This is a genomic window from Gordonia polyisoprenivorans NBRC 16320 = JCM 10675 (assembly GCF_000241325.1).
In the GTDB taxonomy this organism is placed as follows: Bacteria; Actinomycetota; Actinomycetes; order Mycobacteriales; family Mycobacteriaceae; genus Gordonia; species Gordonia polyisoprenivorans.
The window spans coordinates 43,196-62,559 of record NZ_BAEI01000044.1; the positions used below are offsets into that span (position 1 = coordinate 43,196).

Consider the following 19,364-nt stretch of genomic DNA (forward strand, 5'->3'; position numbering starts at 1 on the left):
ACAACCAAACTTGCCTTTGGTTTTCCGTCCACTCACGCTGTTGTGCGTGACAGTCGACACCACCGTTCTGCGCGAACGCGTCGCCGCAATGTCCCGCCACCTCGGCGAACGCGGGCTCTTCATCGGTACCGCGGGCAACGTCAGTGCCCGGGTCGACGGGGTGGTGGCCATCACCGCATCCGGGATCGATCTCACCTCCGCAGACGCCGACGAGGTCACCGTCGTCGACCTCGACGGCGCGGTACTCGACGGTCATCTGTCGCCGAGTTCCGAGGTGGATCTGCATCTCGGGGTGTACCGGCAGCCGCAGTTCGCGGGCCTGTCCGGGGTGGTGCACACCCACTCCCGATTCGCGACGGCGCTGTCCATCGTGTGCACCGAGTTGCCGGTGATCCACTATCAACAGCTCTCCCTCGGCGGATCGCTGCGTGTCGCGCCGTTCGAGACCTTCGGCACCCCCGAGCTCGCCACGGCGGTGCACTCGGCGCTGAGCGGACGCCTCGCGGCACTGATGGCCAATCATGGTGCGGTGGCTCTCGGCAACGATCTCGCCGCCGCCGCCGACAACGCGCTGCTCCTCGAGTGGTTGTGTGAGATCTATTGGCGCGCACATGCCATCGGTGCGCCCCGTACTCTGAACGAGTCCCAGCAGCACGGCGTCATCGAGCATGCGCTGCGCATCGGATACGGCGGCACGAAGGAGATCGGATGACCGCAACACCCGGGCGTCAACTGGCCACCGGTCGCACCGCCGACATCTTCGAGTGGGATCCCGACCGGGTCGTCAAGGTGTTCACCGGGGCCCTCGACGACGCCGCCATCGCCACCGAGGTCCGCGATTCGATCGAGGCGAATACGTTGGGCATCACCCCGATTCGCTGTCACGGCCCCGCTGCGCTCGACGACGGGCGGGTCGGAATCGTCTTCGATCGTCTCCACGGGGTGGCCCTCACCACCGTCGCCGAACGACGCCCCTACCGCATCCCGGCGGTGGCCCGGATGCTCGCCGCCGAGCACGCCCGCATCCACGCCGCCCGCAGCGACGTCTTCCCCGATGTGCGGGAGGTGGCCGTCTCGCTGCTCGACACCGCTCCGTTGTCCGACCTCGACGACCCCGAACGCGACGTGCTGCGCCGTCGAATCCGCGCACTGCCGAGTGGTGATTCGGTGCTGCACCTGGACTTCCATCCGCTCAACGTGTTCGAACACGACGGCGGACTGGCCACGATCGACTGGCAGTCGGCAGCGCTCGGCGACCCCGCCGCCGACGTCGCCGCGACGTCCTTGCTGTTCACCGAAGCCGAATTGTTCCCCGGTATCTCGGCGCTGCAACGCGTTGTCTACCAATCGGTTCGGCGGGTGATGTTGCGGTTCTACCTCGCCGAGTACCAACGTCGCACCGGCATCGGACCCGAGCGGATCGAACCGTGGATGACCACTGCCCGCATCCTGCGTCTGGGTTGGCTCAACGTCGAGAGCGAACGTACCGATCTACTCGCCCGCATCCGGGCCGACCTCGGCGGGGCCGATCCTTCCGGGACCGGCCGATGAGTCCCGCACCCCGGTTGCGGCGCAACGACTTCGGCGGTCGCACGACGACGGTCGACGTCCTGGTCATCGGTGGCGGCATCACCGGTGCGGCGATCGCCTATGAAGCGGCGAGCCGCGGACTCGACGTCGCGCTCGTCGAACGGTCCGATTTCGGCGGTGCGACGTCGGCGGCGACGGGCAAACTGATCCACGGCGGACTGCGATACCTCAAGCAGTTCGATATCCGGCTGGTGCGCGAATCCCTGGCGGAGCGGCGGACCCTGATGTCGATCGCCCCGAACCTGGTCTCACCGATCCCGATGGTGCTGCCCGATCCCGGCATCGTCGAACGCCTCGGACTGACTACCTACGACCTCCTCTCGGCCGACCGCAACCGGATCGGCGATCCGACCAAACACATTCCGCGCCATCGCATTCTCGATCACGACGAGCTCGCCGCGCGCGGCCTGGCCGACCTGCATTCCGGCGCCCTGTTCCACGACGCGATGATGGCCTTCCCCGAACGCCTCACCCTGGCCTTCCTGCGCAGTGCCGCCGAGCACGGGGCCCTTGTCGCCAATGGTGTTGCGGTGCAAACGATCATCGGTGGCGGTGGACGTGTGGTCGGGGCGCACATCTGCGATCGGCTGACCGGGGAGGTCGGTGAGGTGCGCGCCCGCGTCACCGTCAACGCGACCGGGCCGTGGGCGCGCGACGTGCTAGCGGGCAGTCCGCTCACCGAAACCCTCGCCGGACCACCGCCGACGGTCCGGTCCGAAGGCATCTATCTCGTCACCCGTGAACTGTCGACGACGATGGTGCTCACCGTTTCCGGGCACGGACATTTCAGTTTCGCGCCGTGGCGTGGGCTCTCACTGATCGGGCCGACCGAGACCCCGTACCGGGGCGCGGTCGAGGACTGGCGACTGACTCGCGCGTCGATCGAGACCTTCCTCGACGCGATCAACTCCGCATCGATGGTCCCGGTCCGGCTCGATCTCGACGACGTCGTCGCGGCCTACGGCGGCTTGCGACCACTGACCGAGCAGAACGGCGAGGACACCTACAACGCCAGTCGCGCTTCGGAACTCGTCGACCACCGCAGGGACGGACTCGCCGGCATCGTCACCGCGACGGGCGGCAAGTACACCAATTCGCGGGCCTTCGCACAGAAGGCGGTCACCACGCTGAGCGAGCGTGAGGGACTGTCGGTACGCCGGAGTTCCAGCGCGTCAACACTTCTCGCGGGCTGCCTACCCACCGGCGAGCACGTCCGGCAGGCCGGCGGGCTCGATGCACGGACGGTCGCGATCGTCGAGCAGATCTTTGGCAGCGACGCCGACGACGTGCTGGCGCGGGCGATCGAGCGCCCGGACCTGGCGCGCACGGTCACCCACGACGGCATCCCCCTGGCGGCCGTGGCCCACTCCGCGCGACACGAATCGCCTCGCACCCTGCTCGATCTGCTACTGCGACGCACCGGTATCGGGACGGTGGGTCGGCCCGCCGACGACGACCTCACCGAGATGGCACAGATCGCCGGCGCCGAGCTCGGATGGGACGCGGCGCGGATCACCCGAGAGATCGCCGATGCGCGCGCCGGCCTGGGCGTCCCGGTGGATTGACTGGGTCGTCGGGAATAGGCCCTGGTGGGTCGGCCTTGACAGGGATATGAGTACACACGAGATCACTCTCGAGAACTTCGGAGCCACCGTCGAACAGGACGGCATCGTGCTCCTCGATTTCTGGGCCGGCTGGTGCGGGCCCTGCCGCCAATTCGCGCCGGTCTTCGACAAGGCCGCCCAAGCCCACCCCGACATCACCTTCGGCAAGATCGACACCGAGGCGCAGCAGCAGCTCGCCGGGAGCCTGGGTATCCGTTCGATCCCCACGCTGATGGCCTTCCGCGACGGCGTCCTCGTCTTCAATCAGCCCGGCGCGCTACCCGCAGCGCAGTTCGAGCAACTCATCGACGCCGTGGAGGGCCTCGACATGGACGAGGTCCGCGCCGAGATCGCGAAGTCGGAGTCGGATCAGGCCTCGTCCTGACCGCTCTCCACAGTCGGCGCGAGGTAGGCGACGATGGCGTCGGCGAGTCCGCGACGCGCGACGTCGAGGTCGCTGTAGCTGCCGAGTTGTTTCTCCGAGACCAGCCCCCGCATTGCGCCGGGTAAGAAGGCGGCCACCGCCGTCACACGCTGTGGGTCGATCGTGAGATCGCCGAATGCGTTCTGGCAGGCGGTGTTCCACTGCGGCGCCCACGAGCGCAGTTCGGTGGCGGTCTGCGGGTAGAGGCGTTCGAGTTCTGCGGACTCGCGCGGCAGAGCGGCGCGCAGGGTCTCGATCGCGCGCGAGTCCGGCGCGGTGAGTCCCTCGTACATCAGGTCGACGATGGCGTGAACACGCTCGCGCAGCGAGGTGTGGTGGTCGAAGGCGCGCACCGGTAGGGTGCCCCGGCGCTCCGCGGTACGGCGCAACACCGCCGCCCAGAGTCCGTCGATGTCGCCGAACTGGTATTTGACCGCTCCCCAGGTCGCCCCGATGTCCTTGGCGATGCGGTTGCCCGAGACCGATCCCGGATCACCGGTGGCCAACGACGCCACCGCGGCGTCGAGCATCGCGTCGCGTGTGGCCTGTCCCCGCTTGTTGGGGCGACGCACCGCAGCCTCTGTCATGATCTGGAGCCTACTGCGCGAGGCTTTTCGTAGAACCCTCTTGTATTTTTTCGTAGAGGGTTCTACTTTTCTGGTGGGAATATCGCTCGCGACAGCCCGCGGGCGAGGCGAACTGCCGGAAGGACCCGAGGTGGCCAAGACTCCGTTGTCGATGGAACCGACCGGCTGGTTCCAGGTCGCGTGGTCGGCGGAGATCGAGGTCGGCGCGGTTGTCCGGATGACCTATTTCGGCCAGGAGATGGTCGCGTGGCGGTCGGCGTCGGGCCGGGTCTCGGTCTTCGACGCCTACTGCGAACATCTCGGCGCCCACCTCGGATACGGCGGACATGTCGAGGGCGAGAACCTCGAGTGCCCGTTTCACGGCTGGCAGTGGAACAGCGAAGGGCGCAACGTGTGCATCCCGTACGAGGCGCGCCCGAACAAGGGCCGCCGTATCCGTAGTCACCCGGTCGTCGAGCGCAACGAGTCGATCTGGATCTGGTACGACAAGCACGGTCGCGCACCGTATTTCGAGGTGCCCGACATCTTCACCGCGTTCGGGGACGACGCCGACGCCGCGCGTCGCTACTATCCGCCGGTGCCCGCGGCGATCCGCTGTTGGCGCGGGCTCGAGCTGCACCCGCAGTACGTGCTGGAGAACGGCGTCGATTTCGCGCATTTCCTCTTCGTGCACAAGACACCGTTCATGCCGGAGTTCACCCGGCACGACTTCGACGGCCCGGTGTCCTATGTCGACTTCACCATCGCGTTCGAGGAGGGTAAGACCCTCGAGAATGCCGGCAGCGGAGTCTATTCCATCAACGCCGGGCTCGGCTGCTCGGTGACGAGGTCCTGGGGCATGATCGAGAACCGGACGATGCCCGCGGTCACCCCGGTCGACGAGCACACCTGCGACGTCCGGTTCACCGTGTGGATCGGCCGCAAACCCGGCGAGGAGAACGCCACCGGGATGACCCCCTACGGGCAGACGATGGCCGACCTGGTCATCGAGCAGTTCGCCGCCGACGTCGAGATCTGGTCGCACCAGCGCTACTCCGACCCACCGGCGTTGTCCCGCAAGGAGTTCGCCGGGTTCACCGCCCTTCGACGCTGGGCTGAGCAGTTCTACCCCGACGGCGAGGATCTGGGAACCGACCCACGCATGCCGCACAGTGGGGCCATCGTTCCGTTGCATCCGTCCGCGCACGTGACCAGCGCCTGATCCCCGACACCACACCACGGCGAGAGGTAATCCCGATGAGCCTTCCCATCCGCGTATTCCAGGTCGCCACCGGCAATCTGGGCACCGAGACCATCAGCCGCATCCAGCGCCACCCGGATCTCGAGCTCGTCGGGCTGCACTGCTACACCGAGGACAAGATCGGCCGCGACGCCGGTGAGATCGTCGGGATGGAACCGATCGGAGTGCGCGCCACCGGGTCCGTCGCGGAGATCATCGCCGCGCGCCCGGACGTGGTGACCTTTCACGGTGTCTTCCCCGACGAAGACCTCTACGTGGCGGTCCTCGAAGCGGGGATCGACGTCGTGACCACCGCCGACTGGATCACCGGCTACCACCGCGACACCAACCACCCGCATCCATCGGGGCGACGCGTCAGCGAGGTGATCGCCGATGCTTGCGCACGTGGCGGGGCAACCTTCTACGGGACCGGGATGAATCCGGGGCTTTGTCAGATCCTCGGCATCGTCAATTCCGCCGACGTCGCCGACATCGAGAACATCACCGTGACCGAGTCGGTCGACGTGTCCTGCCATCACTCCGCGCAGACCTGGCGAGAAGTGGGTTACGGCCTGCCCGTGGATGATCCGCGTCTGCCGGACATGTTGTACAAATACACCGCGGTCTTCGCCGACTCGGTGTATCTGATGGCCGACGCCTTCGACCTCCCACTCGACGAGGTCACGTTCGGCTATGAGCTCGGCGCCTGCACCAAGGACGTCGATCTCGGCTGGTATCAGCTACCGAAGGGATCGTTGGGCGGCAGCTACATCCGGTATCAGGGCATGGTCGGCGGGGTCCCGCGTGTGGAGTCCCACCTCGAGTGGCAGATGACGCCGCACACCGATCCCTCGTGGGACATCAAGGGCTGCTACCTGACTCAGATCCAGGGCGATCCCTGTGTCTACAACAAGCACATGATCTTCCCGCGGCCCGGCGTCGATCTCTCCGATCCGCAGAATTTCGCGTCGATCGGGATGACGGTCACCGGAATGCCCGCGCTGCATGCGATCCGCACGGTCGTCGCCGCGCCGCCCGGTATCGTCACCAGCGCCGACCTGCCACTGCGTGCGTTCGCCGGACGCTTCGCCGGTTGAGCCTCGCGCGCAGGCATCGTCAGACAGCGACATGCCCCGATCCTCACCGAGGATCGGGGCATGTCGCGTGATGTTCTACTTGACGCCGCTGAAGATGTACTGCAGCACAGCGAGCACGGTGTCGTTGGATTGGATCGCGTTCCACAAGATGTTGTCGATCATGATGGCTCCCCCTTTCACGTGAGACAGGACCACAGAATACAGAACAAACCTGACAGTTGAACCCCGGACTGTAACGTCGAGCAGCGATCAGGTCGTCACCGATATGTCGTCACCAATCGGGGCCTTCCCGTTCCGGACGTACACCGTGGTAGATCCCACGCCGCACGATGACCGGCCAGAGCACTCTCTCGACCGCCCACGCGGGGAACCGGAACGCGCGGCCGTTCGGCGCGAACACCTGCAGACCGTCGCTCTGCGGGCCGAGAACCGACCCCCACCGTCGGGGTGGCGGCCGATAGGTCCGCAGCCGGCCGCCCCGTAGGTGGGCACGGACGTTGTGGGCGACCAGCCGGTCGGCGCGATTGCGTGCCGACGACCTCAGCGGATCGGTGGCGGCGACGTCGCCGACAGCGAAGATGTTCGGATACAACGGGTTCTGCAGGGTCGGCGTCACCTGCACGAAGCCGTCGTCGTCGAGCAGCGCAGTCGGCAGTCCGTCGGTGTTGGGGGCGGTGCGGCCGACCGCCCACACCACGAGGTCGGCCTGCGCCGGGGGCTGGCCGGTGGACCAGTGCACGGTGCCTGCGTCGAGTCGGGTCGTGTCGACGTCGTCGAGGACGGCGCGATGGTCGGGGTGCAGTCGAACACCAGCGCGTTCGAGACGTTCACCGACGGTGCGCCAGGTGCGCGGATGATGCGTCCGCAACGGCGATGGACCGGGAAAATACAAGTCCACCTTGGTATCCGGGCTGTGGGCGGCAATGTTGGCGGCCGCACTGACCGCCGACGCCCCGCCGCCGACGACGATCACCGAACGCGCCTGGCGGACCTGCCGATGATGGTCGGCCAATTCCGCGGACACCTGCCCCTCGTCGCGGAACCGAGTGGTCCGCCAGAATCCGTTGGTGACACCGGTCGCGATGACCAGGGCGTCATACGACTCGTCGAGGGTCGTGCCGTCGGGCCGGGCGACGGTGAGTCGCCGCACGTCGGGGTCCAGTGACGTGATGCGTCCGTGCACGATCGTGGCGGCGTCGAGCGCGCGATATCGCCGGTAGGGCAACGCATATTCGTGTGCCCACGCCTCGGGACGGGTCAACCGCATGCCGAGTTCCTGCCCGCTGATCAGACCCGGTGCGACGGTGATCCCGACGACGTCGGCGCGACGTGCGAGGTGGATCGCAGTGAGGGTGCCGGTGTCGCCGAGCCCGGCGATCACCACCCGTGGTCTGCTCACGCCGGATCGGTCTGCACGGTCGGTCGTGGTGGCCAGGGCACGAACTTCGACACCCGGCCGATCACTCTCGCATAGTCGGGGCGCCGGTCGAGGCTGCGCCGTTCCATCATCGGAATGCTGGCGCCGAGGAACATCGCCAGCATCACCACCGCGCCGACGAACATCCACCACGCATCGGAAGGAGCCGCCGCCACCCCGAACAACGCCAGCGAAAGCCAGAATCCGAACTCGCCGAAGTAATTCGGGTGTCGCGACCACGACCACACCCCGCGATCCATGACCGCTCCGGGCGAGGCCGTCGCAACGAACGCATGCAGCTGACGATCGGCGACGGTCTCGAGACCAAGTGCGGCCACCCCGACCACCAGCGCGACCGCGGTCAGCCACGGCGCCTCGGTATCGGGTTGGCGCACTGCGATGTAGGCGGGCATCAGCGCGAGGAACACCTGCAGCGTCGGGATCAGATGAATCGCGGTGAGATCGACGACGATCTCGCCGCGCCCGGCCTGATCGCGCAACATCGGGTACCGCCAGTCCTCATGGTGGAGTCCGGGAAACCCCTTGGCCCAGTTGACCGTCAGCCGGATCGACCATGCCACGACCAGCGCGGTGAGCAGCCAGCAGTGCACCGCCCCGATTCCCGCGTCGCCGTCGACCCACCACCACACCACCAGCAGCGGCGGGATCACACTCCAATACGCGTCGTAGAAGCTCGAATTGTGGTGTGCCCGACTGAAGATGAAGATCACCAGCGTCGCGAGGACGTCGGCGATCAACGCGTCCAACCATGGCATCGACACGTGCGGACCCCACAAGAGCCAGACCAGACCGACCGCGATCGCGAGGGTGTAGGCGATTCCGATACGCAGGAAGCCGGCTGATCGAGTCATCGGTCTGATCGTACGGGCGCACCCCGACGAGCATGCCCGAAACCAGCTCATTCGGGATCGCGAGGAGCCCTGACCTCACCGACCACGGTTTCGTAGAAACCGTTGACCAGGGTTGTCATGGCGTGGACAAAACCCTTGTCCGAGGATCGCTTGGACCCCATCGGTAGCTCGAGTGTCACCGTGAACTCGCGGATGTCCTTTCCGGGCGGCGGGAGAATCGCATCCGTGCTGTCCCGAAGTCCTTCGAGTAGCGCGGACGCCGACTCGGTCCGGCTGCCCAACTGATGAGCTGTGACGCGCACACCAGGGGGCGCCTTGTCCAGCTGTCGGATGAGCCAATTCACTTTCGTGGACGGCCTGCCTGCGCGTGGGGCAGGCACTCGTGTCGAGCAGCTGATCCTCTCGCGGGCCAGGTTGGCGTGATAGACGATCGGTGAGACCGCTCCCGACACGCGCAGGGTGCCGAACAGCTCGCCGGAGTCCGCGAGTTGCTTGGCCCGGCTGACAGCGTCGACGTGGGCGGCCGCCGGGCGGGCGATAACCTCGTGGCCGGTCAGTGAACTGAGCTGAAACGCCAGGTGTTTCCCCAATTGATCGAACCGGCGACATACGTCCGCGGTGGCGGCATCGCCCGAGGACAGCGTGCTGTTCTTCACGCCTTCCCGGACCTTCACCCAATGCTTGCCCATGTCGTCGAAAACACACATGCCCGACCGCTGGTCACACCCGTAGCGGAGATACTCGGCGAGAACACGCGCACGCGTGCGGTCATCGACCCCGACGTGTGCGCTCACGACGGAAGCCTCGGCCAAGACCTGCTCCCACGAGAGGTGCCGCAATGCGACCGTGCGGAGCTGACGCGCGTCAACCGTCACCGGCAGGTCATCGGCGGTCGGCATGATGTCGCAACTGATCGTGATCACCGCATCAAAACCCTTGGCCCTGGCCAACTTCACGTAGGCCTCGACCTGATCGGCCTTCAACACCCCCTTGGCGGTCTTCACCTCCACCAACGCGGTCCACTGCTTGTCGCCGCGGGTCACCCGGATCAGTCCGTCCGGTCTGAGGTCCTGGTTCGCGTGGTTGAATCGGACCTCGGTGAAACACTCGATCTTGCCCCGGGGTCCCCCGGCCTGACCGACAATGCGTTTGCCGAACTCGGGGACGATCTCCATCACGGCCAGCGTCACCGCGGTAGCCCTCGTCTCCTGCTCGGTGGCCGAAGATGCTTTCTCGGCCGGGAACATTCGTGCCGACGTCCACCCCTCTGCGGTCGCCGATTCCAGGAGATACGGCGAGTGCCTGGTACGCCAGTCCGGAGAAATCCGAGCAACTCGCTTGCGCCGACGAATACTCACCTTGTTCTCGTCGTGGACGACCGAGCTCTCGGCGGAGGGCTCGACCAGCGCCGATGCCTTGTCCGTCTCGTCGGCGGCCTCCTGTGGATCGTCGACCTCAACCCCGAAATCGGTGACGAGAGCCGCCAACCCGTCCCGATATCCCTGGCCGACGGCGCGCAGCTTCCATCCACTGTCATGTCGGTACAGTTCGCCGACGATGAGCGCACGTTCCTCTGTGAACCCGTCGAGTTCACTCCGGATGATCGGTGTCGAATTCGCCTGATCGCCACCGAGATCCACGTCGATGTCCAGCGAACCGGCCAGACCGAAGTGCTCCCCCGACTCGGCATCGACGCTGGCAGCGATGACGACTCGGTCGACGTGGTCCGGAAGCCGAGCGATATCCAGTGCCACCGCCCCGGCCGGATTCGTGGCATCGTCCGACGAGTCCGTCTCCGGTCGGTCGACCAGGAGGCGTACGGCGCCGTCGATTCCCACCGGCTGGTTGTAGAAGACGAGATCGTCACCGGACTGCACGCTTCCCGCCGAGCCCAATACGAGCACACTCGCGTCCACCGCCGTGAGAGCGCTTGGCGGCGATACCCTGATCGTCACTTCCAGCGTGGGGTCGGGGTCACCGAAGAAGTCTGCGACCCGAACATTTGCACCTTTTGCCAGAAGATGTGTCGGCATTGCGACAATTTAGCCGCATCCCGGTCGTCACGGTGCCCCCCGATCGATCTACAGATCGACATGCACCCCGGTGAGCTTCTCCGCGCACTCCCACAGCTGCCGGCCCAGTACGGGGTCGGTGGCCTTCTCGGCCAACGGGATCTGGACCGGCGGGCCGCTGAACCCGATGGCGCCGCGCGGGCCGTAGTACTGACCGCCGAGCACCGCCGGATCGGTGGCGGCACGCACGGTGATGAGCGCCCCGCCGGAGGCCTCCATGATGAAGGTGCGCCGCAGCCAGCGCAGTGACGGTGTGGTGAACAGCCACTGCAGGAGTGCGTTCTGATCGCGCATGACACCGGACTGTGTGGCGCCGGGATGCGCGGCGACCGACAGCGCGCGCTGCCCGGCGCGGGTGAGTCTCCGCTGCAATTCGACCGCGTACACCAGCTGGGCGAATTTGGCGCGGGAGTATGCACGTGCGGCGGTGAACCCGCGGTCCATGGTCAGGTCGTCGAAGTCGATCAGGCCCGCGCGATACACCTTGGAACCGACTGTCACGAAGCGCCCCGCCTCGGCGGCCGTCACCGCGCCGAGCAACAACCCGTTGAGCGCGTAATGACCGAGGAAGTTGGTGCCGAAGTCCATCTCGAAGCCGTCCACGGTGAGTTCGCGGCGCTGACGCATCAGGCCCGCGTTGTCGACGACGAGGTCGATGACGGGATACTCGGCGCAGAGCTTGTCCGCGCACTCCCGAACCGACGCGAGATCGCTGAGGTCGAGGCGCGCGACGTCGAGGTCGGCGTCGGGCACGCTTGCCGCGATGGCCTCACGAGCGTCGGCGGCAGACCGCGGATTGCGGCAGGCCAACACCACCCGCGCACCCAATCCGGCGAGCTGACGTGCGGTTTCCAACCCGATCCCGGAGTTGGCGCCGGTCACCACCGCCACCCGTCCGTGCTGCGAGGGGGCATCCGCCAGACCCCAACCTCTACCGCGCATCGTTGCCCCTCCTGACCTGTGGTGTGCCCTTTGGGTATCACACAGCCGAAATGTCGGTGTCGGATGGGCGGTTCCGACACGATGGCGACACAATGTGGAGGTGCCCACCGAGCGCGTACCCCCGTCGCCGTCGCGTGTCGCGCGAGTGCGGTCGACGCTCGCGTACGCGGTCGTGGCCCTGTGCGTCGTGCTCGGACTCGCGGCCTGCGCGGGCACCCATGATGCGGCGCCACCCCCGGTGCCCGTGGCACCCGCCGGACTCCGGATTCAGCGCATCGACTACCCGGTGCCCCACGCCGATCCGACTCAGAACTGGATGGATCTGTATCTCCCCGACCATCAGCACCTGGGCCGGATACCGCTGGTGATCCTGATCCACGGTGGCGGATGGGGCAAGACCATCGGCGCAGGCAGCTTCAACGTCTTCGCCGCCACCGTCGCCGACCGCGGCGTGGCCGTACTCAACGTCGAGTACCGCCGTGTGGGCAGCGGCGGTGGCTGGCCGACCACGTTCTCCGACGTCGCCGCGGCCGTCAACGACATCCCGGTCGTGGCCCGGGACTACCCGATCATCGATGCGCGACGATCTGTGGTCGTCGGTCACTCGGCCGGCGCCCAGCTCGCGGTGTGGACCGCCACCCGCGACTACCGCAGCGTCGACGCCCTCGGCGTACCGGTGAGATATCGGCCCGCGGTGGCGATGTCGATCGCCGGGCCGCTCGACATGCGTCGTGCCGCAGCGCTCGGCGACCGCAATGTGGTGCGGGTGCTCGGCGGCCCGCCGCAGCGGGTGCCGCGTCGGTACTCCGCTGTCGATCCGATCCAGAATCTCGACCCGCAGGTCCCGGTGATCGGGCTCGTCGGCAGCCTCGACACCACCGTGCCGGCGATTCTCACCCAGGACTACGTCACCGCCGACACCGCGGTCGGCGGCAATGCCCGACTCATAGTCTTTGCCGGACAAACCCATTCGTCGATCGTTTCGCCGTCGTCAAGAACCTTCGATCGCCTCGTTGACGAAATCGTCGCCGCCGTCGGCCTGACGGCACCGGCGCACGACGATCGTTGATCGAACGCCCCGCATACGAATACAGATTCCACGCCAGCGGACCCTCGACCCCGAAAATCGGGGTTTTTCGGCCAACTTGGTGGAATCTGTATTCGGATGACACAACCGCGGTGGTCGAGAGACCACCGGTGACACCGCTCAGGCGGGGACGGTTTCCTTCTGCTCGGGAGCGGCACTGAACTCCCCGGCCGGTGTGAACCGGGCCAGCACATCGTCGGCGGGCTCGCCGGCCACCGCGGAGATGAAGCCCAACACGTCGTCGCGAGACTTCAACGACAGCAACGGATTCGGATCGGACAGCAGACCGAACAGGGCGGAGGCGATGTCGGTGTTCACCGCCGCTGCCGGGAACGCCAGCTCGAGGTGGGTGGCGAAGTCCGGATCGCCGAGATACAGACGGGTGACCTCGGTGGCCGCGTGACCACGCCGCTCCCAGTGCTTTTCGAACTCGGCGGTCAGCCAGTTCTCGTCGAGGGCGGCATCCGGGTCGTCGGCCAGCCGGGCGCGTGCCGCCTTCACCAGTTCGGCGACCTGGATGAGGGTGTTCGCCGCACCCTGACCCGCGACGGGGTCGACGGCGATCGCGGTGTCACCGATGGCGGCGACCACATGACCACTCGCGGTGTGTCCGACGGCCTTACGAACCGTCGGAGTCACCGCGCCGGTCAGCCAGGAGTACGGATCGGACTCGATCACCTGCAGCCGCGAGACCACCGGGGCGTCCTTCGGGAAGAACTTCTCGAAGATGTCGAGGACGGTCTGGCGCGCCGATCGCGCGTCGACGACGTTGTCGATGAGCGGCGCCCACTGCCCGTCGGGCTTGGCGAACACGATGAACGACCACGTCGATCCGGCATCCTTGTGCAGGAACGGGCCGACGAAGATCTCGCCGTTGTCGCTGTCGAGATTGAACAGCGAGTGCTGCCCGCCCTCGCGCGAGCGGTAGGCGAATGTGTCCGGGCCGTGGTCGACACCCTCGAGGGTCACCTGGAGAAGCCGGCGCTGCGGCTCGTGATAATGCGTGCGCGATTCGTCGACCTCGAACAGCGCCGACAGGCCACCCTTGCCGGTGGCCACGAGGGTGACGTCGTGGGCGCCGGCGATCTCGTCGAGGCGAGCGGCGTCGACATGTCCCACCTCGAAACGCCCGCCACGGTCCAGGAAACGGCCGAGTCGGTCGTCGGCCCGCAGTCGGAGGTCCACCGCCTGCGCCACATAGCCGTAATCGGGATTGAATGCGAGCACGTCCGCGCGCTCGTCCCCACTGCCCGAATGCAGCCGAACGCTGATGCCGGTGGTGTTACCGACCTCGTAGAGATCCTCGATGATCTCCGCGTCCCACTCCCGCGGCTTGCCGAACAGCACGCCCACGCCCGTCGGCGGCACCTTGTCGCGGAGCTCTTCGCGGTTACGGTCGCTGTAGAGGGTGACGTCGAAACCGGCGTCGGCGAACCCGAGCGCCGCGCTGGTCCCGGCGAGCCCAGCGCCCACCACCGCCACCGACCTCTTCCGCGCTTCCCCGTTGTGCTGATCTGTCATGTGTTGTCCTCTTCCCTTGTCGACCTCGTGGTCCGCTCGGATTCGACGTCGCGGGTCAGGCGTCGCAAGTCGCCCGAGCGGGCAGGTGCGAGTCAGGGTGCCGGGTCCTCAGGAACGGCAAAAGGATTTCGTTCAGTGCAATCTCATCGGTCGCCTGCAGGGAAAGATGAGGTCAGGGCGACGTGCATCAGAAGAGCACATGTCGGATTCGCGAAATTCATGTGATGTTGTTCACTTGGGAACGTACGTCCAGAATTGTCTCAGCGACCCGCAAGGTGGCGCTGATACTGTGACGCTTGATCACGGATAGATCACGACGGTCTTCGGATGCGACGCCGCGTCCGCACGTCGGCGGTGTCGCGGACCACCCCGCGCGACGTGGCGATCATCCGTCCCGAGCAGCCGTTCGAGAGTTGAGGAATGACGACAGCACTCACGCGCGCGACCACCACCGGCGTGCAGACGCAGGCACCTTCGGCCAGCGCCCCGTCCGTCGGGCAGCGCTCCAAGCGGGCCTACCTGCACCACGTCGACCTCATCCGCGCGACGACGTTCTCCCTCGTCATCTTCGTACACTGCCTCACCCAGACCACCGACGAGTTCACCAGCCTGCCGGTCAACACCACCTCGATGCTGTTGCACTTCACCCGCAACACCTTCTTCGCGCTCACCGGCTTCGTGCTGATGTACCAGAACTTCGACAAGCGTGACTTCTCGACGTTCGCCTTCTGGCGTCGGCGCATCAAGCTCGTCATCTTCCCCTACGTGATCTGGTCGTTCATCTACTGGGTCGTCGAGGACATGTGGGTACACGGACGGCTACGCGAGGTCCCGACGAGCCTCAACGAGTTCGGCAAACTCGCGATGTGGGGCCTGTCGGGCTTCCAGATGTACTTCCTGTTCGTGATGTTGCAGGTCTATCTACTCTTCCCGTTGGTCCTGTGGCTGGTGCGGGCGACCGTGGGCAAGCACAAGTGGGTGCTGCTGGCCAGCCTCGCCGCGCAACTCGCGATCACCGCCACCATCACCTATTGGGAACCGCCGGCCTCGATCGCCACCTACTGGTGGCACAACTACGCGACCTTCATCCCGTACCAGTTCTTCATCCTCTACGGTGCGGTCGCCGCAGTGCATCGTGAAGAGATCGGGCGCTGGCTCTCCGGAAAGGGCTGGTGGCTGTTCGGCGCGCTGCTGGCCACGGCCGCCCTCGCCTTGGGTACGTACCTCTACGGGGTGTGGTACGACGGAAAGCCGGTGCACGACAACAACTCCGCGTTCTACCCCGCGCTCGTGCCGTTTCTCGTCGTGGCGATGACGTGCCTGTATGCGGTGGCCGCGCATTGGGGTGAGCACTGGCGCGAGATGACGCCTCGGTTCGCCCGCGCGGTCTCGTTCGCCTCCAACCGGTCCTTCAGCGTGTTCCTCTGCCACGTACTGGTGTTGTTCTTCATCCTGTACCCGCAGATGAACGGCAGGCCCGCGATGCTGGTTCTCATCGGCGAGCCCTGGAGCACCTTCGTGGTGTACCTGCTGACCCTGGCCGGCTCGCTGCTTCTCGTCGAGATACTGCGTCACCTTCCCGGCTCGCTCTACGTCACCGGACGCCCACGCTTGCCGATCCCGATGCCGTGGCGTCGGAACCGGGCCTCGCAGAGCTGACCGGGCGCATCGCGAGCACCACGGCCGACGCCGGCCGATAGCCGCTCCGGGCGAGGCATTCCGTCCGCACAGCCGCGCGAATGCACAATGGACCCGTGACGTCATCGGGGACACACCACACCACTCGGTACCTCGTCACGCTCCTGGTGATCCTCGCGGGTCTCGTCGCGGCGTGCGGCGCACCCGAATCGGCAGGCCCGGCATCACCGCCGCGTGGATCGCCCTCACCATCGGCGCCACCGACGAAGAAGTATGTGGCGCTGGGAAGTTCATATGCGGCGGGACCGGGTGGGACGCGGCTGACCGACAAGCGGTGCATGCGCTCGGCCGACAACTATCCCAGTCTGGTCGCGCGGCGCCTCGGACTCACACTCACCGACGCGAGTTGCTCGGGCGCCGTCGTGGCCGACGTCATCGACCGCGCCCAACCGGGACGGGCGAGTCGACCACAGGTCGACGTGCTCACCCCCGACACCTCGCTGGTGACCGTCACGGTGGGCGGCAACAACATCCACTACGTCGGTCGAGTCATGGCCTACAGTTGCCAGGCGGTCGGCCCGGTCGTCGGGGTACGACCCGACCACTGCAATGCCAAGCCCTCCCCACCACCGGGTGTGCGCGAATTCGCCCATCTCACCGACGATCTGGTCCGCATGCTGCGTGTGATCCACCAGCGTGCGCCGCGGGCGTCGGTCCTGTTCGTCGACTATCTCCCGCTCGTCGACGGCACGCAGTGCGACCTGCTGCCCTTGACCACCGAGCAGCAGGCCGAAACCGACGCCGTGTATCGCGGGCTGAACGCCGCCATCACGACCGCGTCGAAACGCGGTGACGCGCGCGTCGTGGCGGTGTCGACGGCCGGGCGAGACCACGGGGTGTGCTCACCGGTTCCGTGGCTGCTCGGATACCAGGGGCCGGCCCCCTATCACGAGACTCCGGCGGGCAAGGTGGCAATCGCCGACTTGGTGTCCGAATCGGCGCGCGGCACAACCTGATCGGCACTACAGAACCGGATCGTCGCCGTCACCATCCGGTCACCGCCGTCACCAGTGCTCTGGGTCGTGCGAGCAGCGCCTCACGGATCACGTTGCGCGCCTGCGTGATCACCGAGCACTCGCACCGCGCATCCACACCGGTGGCGTCGACACCGAGACTGCGGCACAACGCAATCGCACGCGGGATGTGGAAGTCCTGCGTGATGAGCACCGGACGATCGACGCCGTACACCGTGCGCAGGCGTCGACAGGTGTCCGCGGTATCGAACCCCGCGGGATCGTCGACGATCACCCCCGACGGCACACCCCGCTGTTCGAGATAGGCGCGCATCACCGCGGGCTCGTCACCGGCATCGGCAGAACCGTTGCCGGAGTTGATGATCCGACCAACCGCACCGGATCGGTACAGGTCCAGCGCGGTGTCGAGACGGCCCCGGACGTAGTCGCCGGGATCACCATCGGAGACCAGGGATCCGAAGACGACAACCGTCGAGCCGCGGGGCACCCGATCCGGCGCCAGCACACGACCATGGGCAGCGACGAACACCCATGTCGCCGCGATGGTGACGACGAGTTCGACGACGATCAGCGCCACCGGGATCGCACGCCGGGCCGCGCTCCGCAGATCCACCCGCCCACCGTAGCCCGACCCGCCAACGGGCACCCGGGACCTTTGGCCTGCGTCGATGGATCTCGTGTGGGCGCCTGCCGCAAGAGGCGGTAGTGTGATCCCAGCCACAGTTCGAGTCAGCAGGAGGGGGTGGCCCGCATGCCGTACATGCCGATCACGGAATCGATGTTTCTCATCGCCGAGACCCGCGAGCAGCCGATGCACGTCGGAGGGCTGCAGCTGTTCGTCCCGCGCGAGGGCCAGTCGTCGAACGAGCTGGCCGAGGAGATGGTCGAGCGGTTCTACGCCTGCACCGAGCTGCATTCACTGTTCCGCAAGCGCCCGGCGAGTCCGGCCAGCGTCATGGGATATACGGCGTGGTCGTTCGACGAGGAGATCGACTTCGACTACCACGTGCGCCGCGCCGTTCTACCCCGGCCCGGCCGCGTCCGCGAGCTGCTGCGTTACGTGTCGCTGCACCACAGCGCGCTGCTCGATCGCAATCGTCCGATGTGGGAGGTGCACATCGTCGAGGGTCTCGACGACGGCCGCGTCGCGCTCTACACGAAGATCCATCACTCGCTCATCGACGGCGTCTCGGCGCTGCGGATGCTGCAACGGACCCTGTCCACCGATCCCGACGACCGGAGCGGGTCGGCGCCGTGGGATCCGGCGCTCTATCGGCGATCCCGTAAACCCAAGGCGCCGAGCCCCTCCCGCATCCCCGGCCTGTCCGGCGCGATGGGACTGGCGGGTGCGGCTCTCGAGGTCGGCGGACAGCTCGTCGGCATGGTCCCCGCCACCACCAAGATCGCGTGGACGGCGATGACCAACAAGGACTTCGCCGCACCGTTCCGTCCGGCACCCAAGACGATCCTCGACGTCCCGATCGGCAGTGCACGCAGGTTCGCCGCCCAGCAGTGGCCCACCGAGCGCCTGCGGGCGGTCGCCCAGCAGATGGACATCACCCTCAACGACGTGGTCATCGCCATGTGCTCGGGTGCGCTGCGGTCCTATCTGATCGACCGCGACGCCCTGCCGTCGGCGCCACTGATCGCCGCGGTCCCGGTGTCGATGCACCTCGGTGGCCCCGACGGCAAGGACGGCAACTCGATCACCGCGATCCTGGCGAACATGGCCACCGATCAGCCCGATCCCGAGCGTCGGCTGCACACCCTGGTGAATTCGATGCGCGAGTCGAAGAAGGTGATCCGCGGACTCGCCCCGCTCCAGGCGCTCGCGTACGGCGCCGCGACGATCGCCTCGCTGGCGTTCGCCACCATCCCCGGCTTCGTGCGGTACACGCCGCCGCAGTTCAACATCATCATCAGCAACGTGCCGGGCCCGAGTGAGCACATGTACTGGAATGGCGCCCGCCTCGACGGCGTCTACCCGGTGTCGGTCGCCATGGAGGGCCTCGCGCTCAACATCACCGTCACCACGACCGCCGAGCACGTGAACTTCGGCCTGATCGGCGCCCGTAAGGAATTGCCGAGCCTGCAGCGGCTGCTGACCCATCTCGACACCGCCCTCGAGGAACTCGAGAAGGTCGCAAATGTCACACCCGCCGGTACTGACTAGACAGTAAGTTACCGGCGGGTATTCTTTTCTGGACAACTCCGAAGACCGACCGAACGTTACTTAGGTCAGCCTTGGCAGCGCTTGCAC

General features: G+C 66.7%; 17 protein-coding genes. 10 read left to right on the forward strand and 7 right to left on the reverse strand.

All coding sequences use genetic code 11. The features are described 5' to 3' along the window. The first annotated feature begins 46 nt into the window (after positions 1 to 46). Genes GOPIP_RS12285 through trxA form a run of 4 tightly spaced genes read left to right on the forward strand, consistent with a single transcriptional unit; the run spans position 47 to position 3,579 of the window. Positions 47 to 712, forward strand: a complete 666-nt coding sequence (locus tag GOPIP_RS12285) for a class II aldolase/adducin family protein (RefSeq protein WP_020173253.1) — start codon at positions 47 to 49, stop codon at positions 710 to 712. After that, positions 709 to 1,551 (forward strand): phosphotransferase family protein, encoded by an 843-nt coding sequence (locus GOPIP_RS12290; RefSeq protein WP_006369978.1) that lies wholly within the window; start codon positions 709 to 711, stop codon positions 1,549 to 1,551. Before GOPIP_RS12285 ends, GOPIP_RS12290 begins: the two co-directional genes overlap by 4 nt. After that, positions 1,548 to 3,155, forward strand: coding sequence for a glycerol-3-phosphate dehydrogenase/oxidase (locus GOPIP_RS12295; RefSeq protein WP_006369979.1), 1,608 nt, complete (start codon positions 1,548 to 1,550; stop codon positions 3,153 to 3,155). The genes GOPIP_RS12290 and GOPIP_RS12295 overlap by 4 nt, the downstream gene beginning before the upstream one ends. 46 nt (positions 3,156 to 3,201) lie before the next feature. Next, entirely contained in the window at positions 3,202 to 3,579 is a 378-nt protein-coding gene (gene trxA, locus GOPIP_RS12300) for a thioredoxin (RefSeq protein ID WP_014361789.1), read from the forward strand. On the opposite strand, the gene GOPIP_RS12305 is transcribed toward trxA, so the two are convergent. Next, positions 3,564 to 4,205 (reverse strand): TetR/AcrR family transcriptional regulator, encoded by a 642-nt coding sequence (locus tag GOPIP_RS12305; RefSeq protein ID WP_006369981.1) that lies wholly within the window; start codon positions 4,203 to 4,205, stop codon positions 3,564 to 3,566. The two genes, trxA and GOPIP_RS12305, sit on opposite strands and share 16 nt — an antisense overlap. Before the next feature lie 130 nt (positions 4,206 to 4,335). On the opposite strand from GOPIP_RS12305, the gene GOPIP_RS12310 reads away from it, so the two are divergent. Together GOPIP_RS12310 and GOPIP_RS12315 are read left to right on the forward strand one after the other, a co-directional pair. Continuing rightward, a complete protein-coding gene (locus GOPIP_RS12310) occupies positions 4,336 to 5,406 on the forward strand; it encodes a Rieske 2Fe-2S domain-containing protein (protein WP_006369982.1) in 1,071 nt (356 codons plus the stop codon). Positions 5,407 to 5,441: 35 nt separating this feature from the next. Beyond that, positions 5,442 to 6,521, forward strand: coding sequence for an NAD(P)H-dependent amine dehydrogenase family protein (locus GOPIP_RS12315; protein ID WP_006369983.1), 1,080 nt, complete (start codon positions 5,442 to 5,444; stop codon positions 6,519 to 6,521). 271 nt (positions 6,522 to 6,792) lie between these two features. Here the strand turns inward: GOPIP_RS12315 and GOPIP_RS12320 are convergent, their stop codons facing one another. Genes GOPIP_RS12320 through GOPIP_RS12335 form a run of 4 tightly spaced genes read right to left on the reverse strand, consistent with a single transcriptional unit; the run spans position 6,793 to position 11,824 of the window. Then, positions 6,793 to 7,920 carry an FAD-dependent oxidoreductase gene (locus tag GOPIP_RS12320; protein ID WP_035727881.1) on the reverse strand — a complete coding sequence of 376 codons (1,128 nt, stop codon included), beginning with the start codon at positions 7,918 to 7,920 and terminating at the stop codon, positions 6,793 to 6,795. Beyond that, positions 7,917 to 8,810, reverse strand: coding sequence for a DUF1295 domain-containing protein (locus GOPIP_RS12325; RefSeq protein WP_006369985.1), 894 nt, complete (start codon positions 8,808 to 8,810; stop codon positions 7,917 to 7,919). The genes GOPIP_RS12320 and GOPIP_RS12325 overlap by 4 nt, the downstream gene beginning before the upstream one ends. Before the next feature lie 47 nt (positions 8,811 to 8,857). Further along, a complete protein-coding gene (locus tag GOPIP_RS12330) occupies positions 8,858 to 10,843 on the reverse strand; it encodes a TerD family protein (protein ID WP_006369986.1) in 1,986 nt (661 codons plus the stop codon). Between the two features lie 48 nt (positions 10,844 to 10,891). Next, positions 10,892 to 11,824: an oxidoreductase gene (locus GOPIP_RS12335; RefSeq protein WP_006369987.1), complete on the reverse strand. Its 933-nt coding sequence runs from the start codon at positions 11,822 to 11,824 to the stop codon at positions 10,892 to 10,894. Positions 11,825 to 11,924: 100 nt separating this feature from the next. Between GOPIP_RS12335 and GOPIP_RS12340 the strand changes: the two genes are divergently transcribed. After that, positions 11,925 to 12,893 (forward strand): alpha/beta hydrolase family protein, encoded by a 969-nt coding sequence (locus GOPIP_RS12340; protein ID WP_244421145.1) that lies wholly within the window; start codon positions 11,925 to 11,927, stop codon positions 12,891 to 12,893. 138 nt (positions 12,894 to 13,031) lie between these two features. On the opposite strand, the gene GOPIP_RS12345 is transcribed toward GOPIP_RS12340, so the two are convergent. After that, positions 13,032 to 14,432: a styrene monooxygenase/indole monooxygenase family protein gene (locus GOPIP_RS12345; RefSeq protein WP_006369989.1), complete on the reverse strand. Its 1,401-nt coding sequence runs from the start codon at positions 14,430 to 14,432 to the stop codon at positions 13,032 to 13,034. 420 nt (positions 14,433 to 14,852) lie between these two features. On the opposite strand from GOPIP_RS12345, the gene GOPIP_RS12350 reads away from it, so the two are divergent. Both GOPIP_RS12350 and GOPIP_RS12355 read left to right on the forward strand, forming a co-directional pair. Further along, positions 14,853 to 16,091 carry an acyltransferase gene (locus tag GOPIP_RS12350; RefSeq protein ID WP_006369990.1) on the forward strand — a complete coding sequence of 413 codons (1,239 nt, stop codon included), beginning with the start codon at positions 14,853 to 14,855 and terminating at the stop codon, positions 16,089 to 16,091. A gap of 95 nt (positions 16,092 to 16,186) precedes the next feature. After that, positions 16,187 to 17,086, forward strand: a complete 900-nt coding sequence (locus GOPIP_RS12355; protein ID WP_244421146.1) for an SGNH/GDSL hydrolase family protein — start codon at positions 16,187 to 16,189, stop codon at positions 17,084 to 17,086. 28 nt (positions 17,087 to 17,114) lie between these two features. Here GOPIP_RS12355 and GOPIP_RS12360 read toward each other — a convergent pair whose 3' ends face one another. Further along, positions 17,115 to 17,717, reverse strand: a complete 603-nt coding sequence (locus GOPIP_RS12360; RefSeq protein ID WP_050955262.1) for a SanA/YdcF family protein — start codon at positions 17,715 to 17,717, stop codon at positions 17,115 to 17,117. A gap of 138 nt (positions 17,718 to 17,855) precedes the next feature. Here GOPIP_RS12360 and GOPIP_RS12365 point away from each other — a divergent pair, with 138 nt between their 5' ends. Next, positions 17,856 to 19,277, forward strand: coding sequence for a WS/DGAT/MGAT family O-acyltransferase (locus GOPIP_RS12365; RefSeq protein ID WP_035727905.1), 1,422 nt, complete (start codon positions 17,856 to 17,858; stop codon positions 19,275 to 19,277). The last annotated feature ends 87 nt before the right edge of the window (positions 19,278 to 19,364 follow it).

Bases quoted from the DNA above. Each gene is read 5' to 3' on its own strand.
- GOPIP_RS12290 (WP_006369978.1), top strand. From the start codon at position 709: ATGACCGCAACACCCGGGCGTCAACTGGCCACCGGTCGCACCGCCGAC.
- GOPIP_RS12295 (WP_006369979.1), top strand. From the start codon at position 1,548: ATGAGTCCCGCACCCCGGTTGCGGCGCAACGACTTCGGCGGTCGCACG.
- trxA (WP_014361789.1), top strand. From the start codon at position 3,202: ATGAGTACACACGAGATCACTCTCGAGAACTTCGGAGCCACCGTCGAA.
- GOPIP_RS12305 (WP_006369981.1), bottom strand. From the start codon at position 4,205: ATGACAGAGGCTGCGGTGCGTCGCCCCAACAAGCGGGGACAGGCCACA.
- GOPIP_RS12315 (WP_006369983.1), top strand. From the start codon at position 5,442: ATGAGCCTTCCCATCCGCGTATTCCAGGTCGCCACCGGCAATCTGGGC.
- GOPIP_RS12325 (WP_006369985.1), bottom strand. From the start codon at position 8,810: ATGACTCGATCAGCCGGCTTCCTGCGTATCGGAATCGCCTACACCCTC.
- GOPIP_RS12330 (WP_006369986.1), bottom strand. From the start codon at position 10,843: ATGCCGACACATCTTCTGGCAAAAGGTGCAAATGTTCGGGTCGCAGAC.
- GOPIP_RS12335 (WP_006369987.1), bottom strand. From the start codon at position 11,824: ATGCGCGGTAGAGGTTGGGGTCTGGCGGATGCCCCCTCGCAGCACGGA.
- GOPIP_RS12345 (WP_006369989.1), bottom strand. From the start codon at position 14,432: ATGACAGATCAGCACAACGGGGAAGCGCGGAAGAGGTCGGTGGCGGTG.
- GOPIP_RS12350 (WP_006369990.1), top strand. From the start codon at position 14,853: ATGACGACAGCACTCACGCGCGCGACCACCACCGGCGTGCAGACGCAG.
- GOPIP_RS12365 (WP_035727905.1), top strand. From the start codon at position 17,856: ATGCCGTACATGCCGATCACGGAATCGATGTTTCTCATCGCCGAGACC.